The 14,622-nt window shown below is 64.5% G+C and carries 19 protein-coding genes; 17 read left to right on the top strand and 2 right to left on the bottom strand.

From position 1 onward, the window contains the following. Positions 1-84 precede the first annotated feature (84 nt). From B5G43_RS13570 to B5G43_RS13500, 15 genes are all read left to right on the top strand, one after another. Positions 85-753 (top strand): peptidoglycan recognition family protein, encoded by a 669-nt coding sequence (locus B5G43_RS13570; protein WP_087262276.1) that lies wholly within the window; start codon positions 85-87, stop codon positions 751-753. Between the two features lie 233 nt (positions 754-986). Next, entirely contained in the window at positions 987-1,931 is a 945-nt protein-coding gene (locus B5G43_RS13565; RefSeq protein WP_087262274.1) for a 2-hydroxyacid dehydrogenase, read from the top strand. Positions 1,932-2,023: 92 nt separating this feature from the next. Next, the gene (locus B5G43_RS13560; RefSeq protein WP_087262272.1) at positions 2,024-2,788 is read left to right on the top strand and encodes a TatD family hydrolase; all 765 of its coding nucleotides are present in this window, start codon (positions 2,024-2,026) and stop codon (positions 2,786-2,788) included. Positions 2,789-2,803: 15 nt separating this feature from the next. After that, positions 2,804-3,424, top strand: a complete 621-nt coding sequence (locus tag B5G43_RS13555; protein WP_087262270.1) for a TatD family nuclease-associated radical SAM protein — start codon at positions 2,804-2,806, stop codon at positions 3,422-3,424. A 163-nt stretch (positions 3,425-3,587) separates the two neighbouring features. Further along, positions 3,588-4,802, top strand: coding sequence for a BTAD domain-containing putative transcriptional regulator (locus B5G43_RS13550; RefSeq protein ID WP_087262268.1), 1,215 nt, complete (start codon positions 3,588-3,590; stop codon positions 4,800-4,802). 21 nt (positions 4,803-4,823) lie between these two features. After that, entirely contained in the window at positions 4,824-5,579 is a 756-nt protein-coding gene (locus tag B5G43_RS13545) for a class E sortase (protein ID WP_087262266.1), read from the top strand. Further along, positions 5,576-6,490 carry a transglutaminase-like domain-containing protein gene (locus tag B5G43_RS13540; protein ID WP_087262264.1) on the top strand — a complete coding sequence of 305 codons (915 nt, stop codon included), beginning with the start codon at positions 5,576-5,578 and terminating at the stop codon, positions 6,488-6,490. The genes B5G43_RS13545 and B5G43_RS13540 overlap by 4 nt, the downstream gene beginning before the upstream one ends. Before the next feature lie 20 nt (positions 6,491-6,510). Next, complete coding sequence (locus tag B5G43_RS13535) at positions 6,511-7,554, top strand: type II secretion system F family protein (protein WP_158097436.1); 1,044 nt, start codon at positions 6,511-6,513, stop codon at positions 7,552-7,554. Between the two features lie 30 nt (positions 7,555-7,584). Next, positions 7,585-7,911 carry a hypothetical protein gene (locus B5G43_RS13530; RefSeq protein ID WP_087262261.1) on the top strand — a complete coding sequence of 109 codons (327 nt, stop codon included), beginning with the start codon at positions 7,585-7,587 and terminating at the stop codon, positions 7,909-7,911. Positions 7,912-7,932: 21 nt separating this feature from the next. Next, positions 7,933-8,427 (top strand): DUF4860 domain-containing protein, encoded by a 495-nt coding sequence (locus B5G43_RS13525; RefSeq protein WP_087262258.1) that lies wholly within the window; start codon positions 7,933-7,935, stop codon positions 8,425-8,427. Then, entirely contained in the window at positions 8,424-8,777 is a 354-nt protein-coding gene (locus B5G43_RS13520) for a hypothetical protein (RefSeq protein WP_087262256.1), read from the top strand. The genes B5G43_RS13525 and B5G43_RS13520 overlap by 4 nt, the downstream gene beginning before the upstream one ends. Further along, positions 8,774-9,181, top strand: a complete 408-nt coding sequence (locus tag B5G43_RS13515; protein WP_087262254.1) for a hypothetical protein — start codon at positions 8,774-8,776, stop codon at positions 9,179-9,181. The genes B5G43_RS13520 and B5G43_RS13515 overlap by 4 nt, the downstream gene beginning before the upstream one ends. A 36-nt stretch (positions 9,182-9,217) precedes the next feature. Next, entirely contained in the window at positions 9,218-10,285 is a 1,068-nt protein-coding gene (locus B5G43_RS13510; RefSeq protein WP_087262252.1) for a PilT/PilU family type 4a pilus ATPase, read from the top strand. A 13-nt stretch (positions 10,286-10,298) separates the two neighbouring features. Continuing rightward, a complete protein-coding gene (locus tag B5G43_RS13505) occupies positions 10,299-10,736 on the top strand; it encodes a hypothetical protein (protein WP_087262250.1) in 438 nt (145 codons plus the stop codon). Positions 10,737-10,976: 240 nt separating this feature from the next. Continuing rightward, positions 10,977-11,252 carry a DUF6514 family protein gene (locus B5G43_RS13500; protein WP_087262248.1) on the top strand — a complete coding sequence of 92 codons (276 nt, stop codon included), beginning with the start codon at positions 10,977-10,979 and terminating at the stop codon, positions 11,250-11,252. 86 nt (positions 11,253-11,338) lie between these two features. Here the strand turns inward: B5G43_RS13500 and B5G43_RS13495 are convergent, their stop codons facing one another. Beyond that, a complete protein-coding gene (locus B5G43_RS13495) occupies positions 11,339-12,322 on the bottom strand; it encodes a hypothetical protein (RefSeq protein ID WP_087262246.1) in 984 nt (327 codons plus the stop codon). 177 nt (positions 12,323-12,499) lie between these two features. Between B5G43_RS13495 and B5G43_RS13490 the strand changes: the two genes are divergently transcribed. After that, positions 12,500-13,321 (top strand): DUF4358 domain-containing protein, encoded by an 822-nt coding sequence (locus B5G43_RS13490; protein WP_087262244.1) that lies wholly within the window; start codon positions 12,500-12,502, stop codon positions 13,319-13,321. A 38-nt stretch (positions 13,322-13,359) separates the two neighbouring features. Here B5G43_RS13490 and B5G43_RS13485 read toward each other — a convergent pair whose 3' ends face one another. Beyond that, entirely contained in the window at positions 13,360-13,749 is a 390-nt protein-coding gene (locus tag B5G43_RS13485; RefSeq protein WP_087262242.1) for a hypothetical protein, read from the bottom strand. 206 nt (positions 13,750-13,955) lie between these two features. Here B5G43_RS13485 and B5G43_RS13480 point away from each other — a divergent pair, with 206 nt between their 5' ends. Continuing rightward, positions 13,956-14,447, top strand: coding sequence for a deaminase (locus tag B5G43_RS13480; protein ID WP_087262240.1), 492 nt, complete (start codon positions 13,956-13,958; stop codon positions 14,445-14,447). Positions 14,448-14,622 lie beyond the last annotated feature (175 nt).

Here is a 14,622-nt window from a genome sequence, read left to right as displayed (position 1 = left end):
CCACCGAAAAAGGGGGACGGCGTGGCGAAAAAATGATATAATGATAAAATCACGCGGCCCCTCTGGCCGTCAGGAGGTACCCCTATGACACAGACTCGTTCCCGGGGCGGTAAGCGGGTGGCCAAGCCCTCCCGGTCTGCCCCTGCCCGCCACCCCTTCCGTCTGCCCCTCATCCTGGCGGCGGTGGTGGTCCTTTTACTGGGCGTGAAGGGCATCCAGCTCTTCCTCATGTCCCACGATACCCCCTCCGAAGTGCCCGACTGGGTGCAGCAGGAGCTGCTGGACGTGAACCCCTACTCCCGCCCCGGCACTCCCCTGGAGGAGGTCAACGGCGTGGTGGTCCACTATGTGGGCAACCCCGGCACCACCGCTGAGCAGAACCGCAGCTACTTCGCCGGGCTGGCCCAGAGCGGTGAGACCTACGCCAGCAGCCACTTTGTCATCGGCCTGGACGGGGAGATCATCCAGTGCATCCCCCTGGACGAGATCGCCTATGCCAGCAGCCAGCGCAACGTGGACACCATCGCCATCGAGTGCTGCCACCCCGATGAGGAGGGCAAGTTCACCGACGCCACCTATCAGTCCCTCCTCCGCCTGGTGCGCTGGCTCCAGGAGGAGTTCCACCTGGACAACAGCCAGGTCATCCGCCACTACGACGTCACCGGCAAGGAGTGCCCCCTCTACTATGTGCGCAACCCGGAGGCCTGGGAGCAGTTCCTCACCGACCTGAGCAACACCCCCGTACCCGACTGACCGGGCGCCCTAAAGTCCCGTTTATGGGACCTCTCTTGCGGTACACTGGACCCAACCTCGAGAGAAGGGAGCGTCTTTTATGAATTACGAGTTGAGATGGGTCTGCGGACATATTGAAGTATACGACAACGCCGGGCGGTTCTGTTTTTCCGCCGACAGCGAGAGCGAGGCGCTCTCCGAGCTCTCGGACGCGGCCTGAGCCCCGGCGCATTGCGGAGGAAAAGGAGCGTACGATGAAAAAGCTGGTCATTCTGGAACCCCTGGGCATCCCCCAGGACAAACTGCTCTCCCTGGTGGAGGAGGCCGTGGCCGGGCGGATGGAAGTCACCGCCTGGGATACCCGCAGCGAGAACCCGGAGGAACTCATCCGCCGCTCCCGGGAGGCCGACGCGGTGGTGCTGTCCAACTTCCCCTACCGGCGGGAGGTGCTGGAGCACTGCCCCAACCTGAAATACATCGACGTGGCCTTTACCGGCGTGGACCATGTGGACCTGGACTGCTGCCGGGAGCAGGGCATCACCGTGTCCAACTGCGCCGGATACTCCACCGTGGCGGTGGCCGACCTGGTGTTCGGCCTGGTGCTGTCCCTGGCCCGGAACATCCCCCAGTGTGACGCGGCCGTCCGCCGCTCCGGCACCAAGAACGGGCTGGTTGGCTTCGAGCTGGAGGGCAAGACCTTCGGTGTGGTGGGCCTGGGCGCCATCGGCAGCCGGGTGGCCGCCCTGGCAAACGCCTTCGGGTGCAAGGTGCTGGGCTACAACCGCTCGGAGAAGCACCTGCCCGGGGTGGAGCAGGTGGATTTGGATACTCTGCTGGATCAGAGCGACATCGTCTCTCTCCACGTCCCCGCCACCGCCGACACCCACCACCTCATTGACGCCGCGCGCATCGCCAAGATGAAGCCCACCGCCCTCCTCATCAACACCGCCCGGGGCGGCGTGGTGGACAGCGCGGCCCTGGCCGACGCCCTCAACGCCGGGCGCATCGCCGGGGCGGGCATCGACGTCTTTGAGACCGAGCCCCCCATCGACCCCAACCACCCCCTCCTCACCGCCAAAAACGTGCTGGCTACCCCCCACGCCGCCTTCGCCACCGCGCAGTCCATGGAGAAGCGGGCGGTGCTGGTGTGTGAGAACCTGAAGGCCTGGCTGGACGGCCACCCCATTCACGTGGTATAAATTCGGTTTCATGCGCAGGCAGCATCTTGCAAATAGTGGTAAAAGGGCGTATGATAAGAAGGAATTTATGTTACTTTTCGCAGGAGGCCCCCATGCTGTTTGATACCCACGCCCACTACTACGACGGGCGTTTTGATTCCGACCGGGATGAGCTCCTGGCCGCCCTGCCCCAGCGGGGCGTGGGCCTGGTGCTCTGTCCCGGCTGCGACCTGCCCTCCTCCCGCGCCTGTGTGGAGCTGGCCGAGCGCTTCCCCCACGTCTACGCCGCCGTGGGAGTCCACCCCAGCGACTGCGCCGGGTGGGACGAGGCCATGCTGGCCCAGGTGCGCGCCCTGGCCGCCCACCCCAAGGTAAAAGCCATCGGGGAGATCGGCCTGGACTACTACTGGAAGGAGAACCCCCCCAAGGAGTTCCAGCAGAACGTGTTCCGTCAGCAGCTGGAGCTGGCCCGGGAGCTGCGGCTCCCGGTGATCGTCCACGACCGGGAGGCCCATGGGGACTGCCTGGCCGTGGTGAAGGAGTACCCTGACGTGACCGGCGTGTTCCACTGCTACTCCGGCAGCGCCGAAATGGCCCGGGAGCTGGTGGAGCTGGGGTGGTATCTGGGCTTTGACGGCCCCATCACCTATAAAAATGCCCGCAAGGCCCCCGAGGTTCTGGCCGCTGTGCCGCTGGAGCGGATGCTGGTGGAGACCGACTCCCCCTACCTGACGCCCGAGCCCTTCCGGGGGCGGCGCAACGATTCCGGTTATGTCTACCGGGTGGCCGAGACCATCGCCCAGGCCAAGGGCATCACGCCCGAGGAGGTGGCGGAGATCACCACCGCCAACGGCAAAAAATTGTTTTGTATCGATTGAGGAGGAGCATGGATCATGATGACCATCTCTTATGAATATGAGGGTGCGCTGTACGTCAACCTCACCAACAAGTGTGACTGTGCCTGTGTGTTCTGCCTGCGCCACAACGGCCACAAGGGCAGCATCTACGCCGACGACCTGTGGCTGGACCACGAGCCCAGCCGTCAGGAGGCCCTGGACAATCTGCTGGCCCGGGATCTGGGCTCCTACCAGGAGCTGGTGTTCTGCGGCTTTGGCGAGCCCAGCTACCGCATTGACGACATCTGCTGGCTCATCGACCAGCTCAAGGAGCGCCTGGGGGAGAAGTTCCCCCCCGTGCGCATCAACACCAACGGCCACGCCAACCTGATCCACGGCCGGGACGTGACGCCTCAGCTCCACGGCCGGTTCGACACGGTGTCCATCTCCCTCAACGGCTCCACCTGCGAGGAGTACTGCGCCGTCACCCAGCCCCGGGACGGGGCCAAGGGTTGGGACGCCATGCTGGAGTTCACCCGCCTGGCCGCCGCGCAGGTCCCCCATGTGGTCATGACCGTGGTGGACAAGGACAAGTCCCCGGAGGACATCCAGCGCTGCCGGGCCCTGGCGGAGAGCCTGGGGGCCGTTCTGCGGGTCCGCGCCTACATCCCGGACTGATCTTTGGGCAGTTTACCCCGTTTCGGCCCAAAAAGCCGGGTAAAATTGTTTGGTAATAAATTGCGTTTTTCTTGGCAAATGCTTGCTAATAATGTTATAATTGTCTTGACAGCCCCCGGTCTGCTCCGGCGGGCTCAGGTCATATTCAGAGGGGGAGTGCGCCATGAAGCGGAACACGGCCAACGCCGCGCCGGTCACCGTTTCAGTGAGCATGCTGGGCGGATTCAGCATGCAGGTCGGTGGAAACGTGTTGACCGATGAGATCAATCGCTCTCAGAAGCTTTGGAACGTGCTTTGTTATCTGATCGTACACCGGGACCGGGACGTGTCCCAGTCGGAGCTGGTGGAGCTCCTGTGGCCCGGTGAGAACAGCTCCAATCCCATCAACGCCCTGAAAACGCTGCTCTATCGGGTGCGCTCCATGCTGGAGCCCATGTTCCCCCAGGAACAGTCGCCCATCCTCTCCAAGCGCGGTTCCTACTCCTGGAACCCCGCCATTGAGTGCCAGCTGGACACCGACCGGTTCGACGCGCTGGTGGCCACGGCCCGGACCCCCGGCCTGTCGGATGAGGAGCTGATGGACTGCTATCAGGAGATGACCCGCCTCTACCGGGGCGATTTTCTCCCCAAGCAGAGCGGAAATCTGTGGGTGGTCCCGCTGAATGCCCACTACCACGCCGCCTTCCTGGAGCATGTGAAGAAATACGCCGCCCTGCTGGAGCAGCACGGCCGCTTTGAGGATATGACCCAGCTGTGTACCCGCACCGCCGAGCTGGACCCCCTGGACGAGGAGGTCCACATCCTGCTGGTGCGCTCCCTGATCCACCAGGGCAAGGAGCAGGCCGCGCTGGAGGCCTATGAGCGGGCCACCGACATCCTCTACCGGAGTCTGGGCGTCAGCCCGTCGGAGGAGCTGCGCTCCCTCTACGCCGCCATCATGGACACCGAAAAGAGCATGGAGACCGACCTGGCCGTCATTCAGCAGAGCCTGAAGGAGACCGCCACCCGGCCCGGCGCTTTCGTGTGCGAGTACGGCTTTTTCCGGGAGGCCTACCGGCTGGAGGCCAGGCGCGCCGCCCGCAACGGCACCTGCGTCCATCTGGCGCTCATCACCGTGTCCCTCCCCGGCGGCGGCATGCCCGAGCTGGGGGTGCTCAACACCACCATGGACCAGCTGCTGGAGATCCTCATCAACGGTCTGCGCCGGGGCGACGTGGTCGCCCGGTACAGCGGCGCCCAGTATGTGGTGATGCTCCCCTCGGCCAACTACGAGGACGCCACCATGGTCATGGAGCGGATCGTCTCCTCCTTCTACCGCCAGCACCGGCGCAATTTCCTCAAGCTCTCCTGCCGGGTGCGGGAACTGGAGCTGGCCTGATTTTCGAGGTACATACGCACCATGAACAAACGTAAGCTTTTGGGCCTGCTGTGCTTCCTGGTGGCCGCCGCCGCGCTGGCGGCCGCCATCCTGCTGTACGGTCAGAGCCGGCAGGCCGCTGTCCTGCCCACACCGCGCCTTACCCCGTCGCCCACGCCGACGGCGGAGCCCTCCGCCACCCCCTCGCCGGAGCCCACGCCCTGGCCCAGCGCCGACGACGGCGGCTTCCCCCAGGACAAGGTTTTCATTACCGAGGCCCGGGAGGCCTATGTCAGCGGTACCATGCGCCTGATCGTCCCCAAGCTGGAGATCGACATCCCCATTCTGGACGGCACCAGCGAGTCCACCCTGCTCCAGGGCGAGGGGCTCTATGACTATGCCCAGATGCCCCAGGAAGTGGGCGGAAACGTGTCCATTGCCGGCCACCGCAACTGGATCCGCAACGGACAGATCACCGATGACGTGCCCTTCTACTACCTGCACCTGCTGGGGCCGGGCGACACCCTGTACCTGGTCTACGAGGACGTCATCTACCAGTATGTCTGGGATAAGACCAGCATCGTGGAGCCCGACGACTGGAGCGTCATCTACTGTCAGGGCTTTTCCTGCCTGACCCTCACCACCTGCACCCCCATCGGCGTGGCCGACCACCGCTATGTGGTCCGCGCCCGGCAGGTGGATTCCTTCCCCTACACGAAGGATTACGATTACCCCGATTATCTGAACATCGGGACGGCCGATCCGTCCCCCATCCCCACTGAGGAGGTCACACCTTGAAACTGATTTCTGTGAAGAAGCGAGTCGTGGTCCTGGCCCTGGCCGGCGTGCTGGCCGCCAGCGCCGTGGGCACGTCCTATCTCCACGCCCAGGCTGCCAACATCCCCACCGTGACCACGGTCCAGACCGGCGTGAAGGTCCTGTCCAACAACAAGGCCGTCGTGGATGCCTCCAACCTGTCCGAGGGCTTTGTCATGGTGAAGTACACCGGCGGCAAGAATGTGCGCATCAAGGTGCAGATCACCAAGAGCGGCGGCACCACCTACACCTACAACCTGAACAACACCGGTACTTACGAGACCTTCCCCCTCACCGAGGGCGACGGCACCTACTCCATCAAGGTCTACGAGAACACCAGCGGTACCAAGTACTCCACCGCTTACAGCACCAGTGTCACCATGAAGCTGCGGGACCCCTTCCTGCCCTTCCTGTACTCCAACCAGTACGTGAACTTCACCGACACCAGCGCCACCGTGGCCAAGGGCAAGGAGATCACCAAGGGCAAGACCACCGATCTGGCCAAGGTGGAGGCCATCTTCAACTGGGTGACCAGCAACTTCACCTACGACTACGATCTGGCCGCCAACCCGCCCACAGGCTACCTGCCTGATGTGGACAAGGTGCTGGCCAGCAAGAAGGGCATCTGCTTTGACTACTCGGCCGTCATGGCCGCCATGCTCCGCTCCCAGGGTATCCCCTGCAAGCTGGTCATCGGCTACGCCGGCAAGATCTACCACGCCTGGATCGACGTGTACATCCAGGGTGTGGGCTGGGTCAAGAACGCCATTTACTTCGACGGCAAGAACTGGACCCTGATGGACCCCACCTTCGTCTCCACCGGTAAGGGCAGTTCCTCTATCATGAAATACGTTACCACCTCCAGCAATTACTCCGCGAAATACGCCTATTAAAGGGAATGGGAGATGACGCCATGAAGGCAAGCAAACACACCCCCCTGGGCATGGATGAGCTGTCGGTATTCTGTTATCAGCTCTCTCTGATGGTCCGGGCGGGCATCGGTTCGGAAGAGAGCATCGGCATCCTGGCCGATGACGCCCGCGCGCCCCGGCAGCAGGCCCTGCTGCGGCAGGTCCACGACGTCCTGGTGGAGGGGCAGTCCCTCTCCAGCGCCTTGGAGCAGACCGGAGTGTTTCCCCCCTACATGCTGCGCATGGTGGAGATCGGTCAGATCTCCGGACGGCTGGATCAGGTCCTGACCGCCCTGTCCACCTTCTACCGGCGGGAGGCTGCCCTGCGGCAGAGCCTCCGCCGGGCCATCGCCTACCCCGCCGCCATGGCCGTGCTCATCGCGGTGGTCTTTCTCGCCTTGGTGTCCCGGGTGCTGCCCGTGTTCCAGCAGGTGTTCAGCCAGCTGGGCGTGAGCCTGTCCCCGGTGGCCCAGGGCTTGATGCGCTTTGGCACCGTGAGCCAGTATGTGGCCGGCGTCTTTGCCGTGGTGCTGGTGCTGGCGGCGGTGTACCTGCTGTGGCTGTTCCGCACGTCCAAGGGCCAGGCCGCTATGAGCCGCCTGCTCTCCTCCACCGCCTCCGCCAAGTCGGTGGACCGCAGCCGCTTCGCCTCCGCCATGGCCCTCATGCTCTCCAGCGGCCTGCCGCTGGACGAGTCGGTCACCCGCGCCCGGGAGCTGCTGGAGGGGACCGCCCTGTCTCCCGCCCTGCAGCGCTGCCAGGAGCAGATGGACGCCGGCTCTCCCTTCTCCAAGGCTGTGGAGGAGTGCGGCATCTTTACCGGGCTCCAGGCCAGCCTCCTCTCCGCCGGTTTCCGCTCCGGCGCGTCGGAGCAGGCCATGGAGGAGCTCTCCCGTCGCTGCCAGGCCGAGGCCGATGAGCATCTGGCCGTCCTGCTGGGCCGGTTCGAGTACACCCTGGTCATCGTGCTGTGCACCGCCGTGGGCCTGGTGCTCCTGTCGGTGATGCTGCCCCTGCTGGGCGTGCTCTCCGCCATCGGCGGTTAACCCGCCTCATTTGCTCCGGGAGGGATCGTTATGTTCCAACGCAGAAATATCCTCCGCGCTCTGCCCATCCTGCTGCTGATCCTGCTGCCCCTGATCCTCTGGTTCAGCGCCCAGGAGCTGGGCGGCAAGGCCGACGCCGAGGGGCTGGAGCTGGCCGAGCAGTCCATCCGCCGGGCCGCCGTGCAGTGCTACGCCCTGGAGGGGGTCTATCCCACCTCTCTGGACCACCTGAAGGAGGTCTACGGCGTGAGCGTGGACGAGAGCCGCTACTTTGTGGACTACCAGTACATCGCGTCCAACCTGATGCCGGACATCACCGTCCTCCCCCTGGAGGGGCGGGAATCGCCCACATTCTGATCCAGTGAAGGAGGACCGCTTATGAACCCATCCAAATCGGGCCGCAGTCTGCGCACCGCCCTGGTGGTGGTGCTCTGCGCGCTGTTTTTCGTGCTGGCCATGGGGATCACCCTGCTGGGCAGCAGCGTGTACCGGGGGGTCGTGGCCGCCTCGGACCGTAACTACACCCAGCGCACCGCTCTGTCCTACCTGATCAACCAGGTCCGCCGCTCTCCCAGCGTGGGCGTGGGCTCCTTTGAGCTCTGTCCCGCCCTGGACCTGGGCGGCTCCGGCGAAGAGGCCGATTACCACACCGTGCTCTATGTGTATGACGGGCAGCTGCGGGAGCTCTATACCCAGCGGAACTCCGGCCTGACTCCCGCCGACGGCACCGCCATCCTGCCCCTGGAGGACCTCCAGGTGGCCCTGGAGAACGGGCTCATCACCCTCACCGTGACGACGGAGGACGGGAAGTCCTATTCCGCCAGCGTGGCGCCCCGGGTGGGCGCCGTCTCCAGCGGGGAGGTGACAGGATGAACGGGCCGAAACGCGCCAATCTGTTCCTGATCGAGCTGCTGTTCAATCTCTTTATCTTTGCGCTGTGCGCCGCAGTGTGCGTGGGCCTGCTGGTCCACGCCCGGCGTATGAGCCTGGAGAGCACCCGCCTGACCCAGGCCGTCTATCTGGCCCAGTCCACCGCCGAGGCCATGCGCCTGGGCCAGCACGGCCCCGACGTGCCCCAGGGCTATGAGATCGTCCCCACGCTGTCCGCCTCCGGCGGGCTGGTCTCCGGCGAGATCGCCGTGGCCTACGAGGGACAGTCCGTGTACACGCTGTCCGTGGCCTGGGTGGACGACGGCTCCTTTGAGGAGGTGACCACACGTTGAAGCAGGAAAACAGCGCTCCCTCTCCCTTCGGCGTGGGCATCATCACCATCATCACCGTGCTCCTGGTGCTGACCCTGTCCATTTTCGCCGCCCTGACCCTCACCAGCGCCAAGGCCGACCTGGCCCTGTCCCAGATCAACGCCGACACGGTGAGCGCCTACTATGAGGCGGACGCCCAGGCGGCCCAGCTCTATGTGGACTTTGCCGCCGGGACCGAGGCCCAGCTGGAGCAGTACATCCCCATCGACGAGAGCCAGTCCCTTTACCTGAGCCTGCGCCGCATCACCAGCGGGGAGCAGGCCGGCAGCGTGGCCATTGACCACTGGGAGGTCGTCACCGCCGAGCCCGACGAGGACGAGATCCAGAACCAGTGGAACCTGTGGGACGGCGAAACGGGGGAATAAGGCCCCCCGCCGCCACCGGAAAGAGGGAAACAACGTATGAATATCCGGGAAATCCTGGAACGGGCGGTCCAGCAGTCCGCCTCCGATATCCTCATCATCGCCGGTATGCCGGCGGCCTATAAGATCCACGGCCTCCTCCAGCGTGAGGGCGAGCGCCTGCTGCCCGACGACACCCAGAAGCTGGTGGAGGAGATCTACCAGCTGGCCGGGAATCGCAGCATGGACACCCTGCAGGCCTGCGGCGACGACGACTTCTCCTTCGCCGTGTCGGGCCTGTCCCGCTTCCGGGTCAACGCCCTGAAGCAGCGCGGCTCCCTGGGTCTGGTCATCCGGGTGGTGTCCTTCCACCTGCCCGACCGGGAGGCCCTGGGCATCCCCGACAACGTCATGTCCTTCGCCGAGTTCACCCGGGGCATGGTGCTCATCACCGGCCCCGCCGGCAGCGGCAAGACCACCACGCTGGCCTGTCTGGTGGACGCGGTGAATTCCACCCGCAACAGCCACATCATCACCATCGAGGACCCCATCGAGTACCTCCACCACCACAAGATGAGCGTGGTCACCCAGCGGGAGCTCTCCACCGACACCGACTCCTATGACGCGGCCCTCCGGGCCGCCCTGCGGGAGGCCCCCGACATCATCCTGCTGGGCGAGATGCGGGACGCGGCCACCATCAAGGCCGCCGTCACCGCCGCCGAGACCGGTCATCTGGTCATCTCCACCCTCCACACTGTGGGGGCGGCCAACACCATCGACCGTATCCTGGACTCCTTCCCGCCGGAGCAGCAGCAGCAGATCCGCACCCAGCTGGCCATGGTGCTGGAGGGCGTGGTCTCCCAGCAGCTGGTCCCCACCCGGGAGGGCGGGCTGGTCCCCGCCTTTGAGGTCATGCGGGTCAACAGCGCCATCCGCAACCTGGTGCGGGAGTCCAAGGCCCATCAGCTGGACAACGTCATCGCCCAGTCGGCGCAGGAGGGCATGATCTCCATGGACCAGAGCCTGCTGAAGCTGGTCCAGTCCGGGCGCATCACCCCGGACATCGCCCTGCGCCACAGCCTCAACAGCGAGTGGATGCAAAAGCGCCTGAGCACACTGCGCGGATAAGGGGGGAGCTGCCATGCCGGCCAAAATGAATCACTATGACGCCGCCATCCGGGTCTGTGTGGACCAGATGACGGACGGGCGGGTGAGCGGTTTCCTCACCAGCCGCCGCCTCACCGCCCCCGTGCCCTTCACCGACCTGGGCAGCCTGGTCCTCCAGATCGAGGAGATCCTCAACCGCCAGTGCTTCCCCCAGGCCTTTGAGCGCACCCGCAGCTTCGCCCCCGCCGCGCCCGGACGCCTGCCGGTGGCGGAGGACCTGAACAGCGGGCTGTCCAAGGAGGACGTGGACGCCGCCCAGGGACAGGCGGCTACCTTCCTGCTGTACGTCATCACCCGGCGCAACACCACCTGGCAGGGCTTTGTGGACTGGCTGGACGGCACCCGGGACGACTACTCCAGCGCCCTGGAGCTGCTGCGCCTCATCGACCACCGCCTCTCCGCCCGCACCTGATCTGACCCGCCTTCCGCGGCCGCCTTCGGGCGGCCGTTTTTGTTTGCTTTTCGTACGACTTTTTTCCCGCCCCGTCGGCCTGCTTCGGCAAAAGGGCCTGATTATGGTACCGCCGCGCTGTCGAATCCTTTTGGGGCATGTCGAAGCGCGGCGTTTTCTGCGACCGATTTTTCTTCCCCCGGTGCACAAAATCCAATATAATGACCATGGACGAGAAAAGTAAGGAGGGAAGTACCAAACATGAGGGAACTGTACATCGGGCGTGCAGAAGAAGCGGGGGAGGAGGGACCGTCATACCGCTTCGACTACTACATCCTGGTGGATCAGATGGAGTTTCGGGAAGGCCTGTTCTGTGAGAGCTACGGCATCAAAGTGATCTCCCCTGATACGCAGGAGGAGGAAGCCATCCCCAACATCACCATCAGCGTCAGCCGCATCGACGAGCTGGCCCAGCTGATGCTGCGCAACGGGGTCTCTCCCGCCACCGCCCGAGACGTCGTTTTGGACTGGCTATGAATCTGCTCGCACAAAAACAAAAACCGGGCGCCGACCTCTTGCCTCCCCAGAGGGGGAGCGAAAGGACGGCGCCCGGTTTTCTTCTCTCAGGAGCGGCGGCCCCGGCGGTCCAGCCGGCCGCGCAGCTCCTCCAGCGCGGCGGCGTAGCGGGTGGAGGTCATGTGGGGGAAGGCTTTCAGCAGGCGGCGCTGCCCGAAGCGGTAGGTGGACAGCAGCTCCTCGTTGGCGGCCTTCAGCTCGGCCAGAGCGGCCTCACGGCGCTTGAGCGCCGCCTCACGGGCCTGACGGCGCTGGGCCTGTTCCTGGTCCCGGGCGGCCTTTCGGTCGCTCAGATCCTCTCTCAGGTCGGTCAGACGCTCCGTGAGCTCGGCACCCCGCTCGGTCAGGTCATCCCGCAGATCGGTGAGGCGCTCGGTGAGCTCCGCGCCCCGCTCGGTCAGGTCCTCCCGTACCTCGGCGCCCTTCTCAGAGATGGTGAGTACGCCGGCCGACAGGTTCTCACCCAGCTCGTTGGAGGCGGCGCGGATCTTCCCCGCCAGCTCCTCCAGCTGCCGCAGCTGCCGGTTCAGGCCCACCATGGTGGCCACAGTGGCCGCCAGGTCGGCCACCAGCACCACGCTGAACACGCTCAGCAGGACCACGCCCACCATGTGGGGGATGTTATCCACCAGACCCGCCACCATGGGGTGGATCACGTCCATCACCAGGAGGCACGCGATGCCCCACAGCACCGAGAACATGGGGCAGATGTACCCGTTGAGATTAAAGGGCATCTCGGAGTAGTCCCACCACTTCTGGTGAAAGAGCTTCTCCAAGACAAAGCCGGTGAGCCACTCCAGGGCGCTGGTCAGCAGCACCGAGCAGACGAAGAGGAGAAACACGTTCTCCCGCACCGGCGTCAGCAGCAGGATGACCACCACCACGCCCACGCCGTAGATGGGGCACACGGGGCCGTTGAGGAAGCCACGGTTGACGAAATGCCCCGTGCGCAGGGCCGCATAGCACACCTCGGCGCACCAGCCCAGCACGGCGTAGACAAAAAAGTACCATAAGATGAGATAGAGATCCATGCAACGCTCCTCCGTTCGTTTCGGTTTCGCCATTGTACCACAGCGCCCCGGAAAAAGAAAGGCGTGTCGGTCGGCGCGGAAAATTTTGCGGGAGAGGGGGAACTTTTCCCCCCGCCCGCCGTCTAAACCAGGGAATACCAAAAGCCGCCCACGGCGGCGTAAAAGGAGAATGAATTTATGAAACGCATCGGCGCTCTCGCCCTGGCCACGGTCCTGGCCGGCAGCCTGACCGGCACCGCTCTGGCCGAGGAGCCCACTCTGGTCTCCGCCCCCAACGCCTACGCCACTGCCATCACCGTCAACGGTACCGCTCTGGATACCGCCGCCCTGCCCGCCGCGGAGGGCATCCCCATGCGCCTGGTGGCTGAGGCCGACCACGGCTCCGCCGCCTGGTTCCAGGAGGAAAACTCCGGTTCCTTCTACTTCAGCGAGCAGAGCATCCAGGTCTCCTTCACCGACGGCTCTGTGAAGGTCAATGACGAGCTGGTGGAGGGCGTTACCGCCCAGGTGGTGGACGGCATCACCTTCCTGCCCGTGTCCGTCCTGGAGGGCCTGGAGGGCATCACCGTGGAGGAGGCAGAGGGCTCCCTCACCATCACCACCCCCAACAACGATCCCCTGGTGCAGCTGGTCTACACCGTGGCGGACGCCGCCGGCGTGGCCTACGGCATGAAGGCCGACCAGGAGGCCCTGTCCATGTACGGCATCGACGGCTCCAACTTTGAGACCGTCACCGGCTTCTTCCCCATGATCACCAGCCCTGACACCGTCATCATCGGCAAGGTGGCCGACGGCAAGCTGGACGCCGTCACCGAGCAGCTGGAAGCCTACCGTCAGCAGCAGTACGACACCTTCTCCTGGTACCTGTCCCAGAACCTGCCCAAGGTGGAAAACGCCAAGACCGTCACCTCCGGCGACTACCTCCTCTTCGTCATCGGCGAGGACCCCGACGCCGCCGTGGAGGCCTTTGAGGCCGGCGTGGCCGCTCTGGCTGAGTAAGCAGAAAAGCGCCGCAGGATGTGCCTGCGGCGCTTTTTTTAGCTTTTTTCCTCGAAGCTCACGCCGCAGCTGCGGCAGTTGATGGTGATGCGGCCCTTCCCCCGGGGCACCCGGAGGTACTGTCCGCAGTTGGGACAGCGGAAATAGCGGTGTTCCCGGTCCCGCAGGATGGTGCGGCGCATCTTGACCCAGCGGATGGCCGGACCGGCCAGCGATAAAAACCGGGCGTTCTCCGCACGCCGGCGGTCATACCGGCGGGAGAACATGCGATAAAAGGACCACACCAGAACGGCCAGCGCCGCCCAGGACAGGATCCCCAGGTAGGGGAGACCCGACAGCAGGGACAGCAGCACATAGACCGCCAAAAGGAACCAGGAGAGCTGATCACCGCCATAGCGCCCGTACATCATTCTTCTCAGCCAATTCATGGAATGCCCTTCCTTTACTCAGAAATTGCTGACGCCGGAAAGCGGTCAAAATGGGCCCCGCGGCCCATTGTTGTTCTTACAGTAAATAATATAGCGCCTGCAAATGAACACGTCAAGAAAGCAAACGTAAACAAAATGTGAATTGTCCTTGCGCATCCCCGGAAACGGGGTTATACTGGATGAAAAAGTGTCAAGGAGGCGGGCCTGTGGGACGCATCGACAAGGAGAATTATTATTTGGACATCGCGGAGACCGTGCTGGAGCGCTCCACCTGCCTGCGGCGGACCTATGGGGCCATCATCGTCAAGAATGACGAGATCCTCTCCACCGGCTACAACGGCGCCCCCCGGGGCCGCAAGAACTGCGCCGACCTGGGCTACTGCACCCGGGAGGCCATGAACATCCCCTCGGGGGAGCGGTACGAGCTGTGCCGCTCCGTCCACGCCGAGGCCAACGCCATCATTTCCGCCGCCCGCAGCGCCACCATCGGCGCCACCCTCTACCTGGCTGGGCGGGACGCCAAGACCGGGGAGCTTCTCTCCGACGCCACCTCCTGCTCCATGTGCCGCCGGCTCATCATCAACGCCGGCATCGACCGGGTGGTCATCCGGCGTACCAAGACCGAGTACAGCGTGGTCCATGTGGAGGACTGGATCCGGGAGGATGACTCCCTGCCGCCCACCGTCAGCTGTTGCTGAACATGTCCCTGCCGGACAGATTGCCTGCCCGGCAGGGGTTTTTTTCGCCCGGGAAGCCCGGGGGTTGTGCGCTCGCCGCGCGGGCCGCCTGCTCGGCGGGAGCACCGCTTTCTTTGCAAAGAAAGCGGTGGGAAAGAAAGCCCAGAGGGGGGATACCCCCCTCTGGACTCCCCCA

The organism is Flavonifractor sp. An92 (assembly GCF_002159175.1).
Taxonomy (GTDB): Bacteria; Bacillota; Clostridia; order Oscillospirales; family Oscillospiraceae; genus Pseudoflavonifractor_A.
Note: the sequence above shows the minus strand (reverse complement) of the source record. Positions and strands in the feature narration are given on the sequence as shown.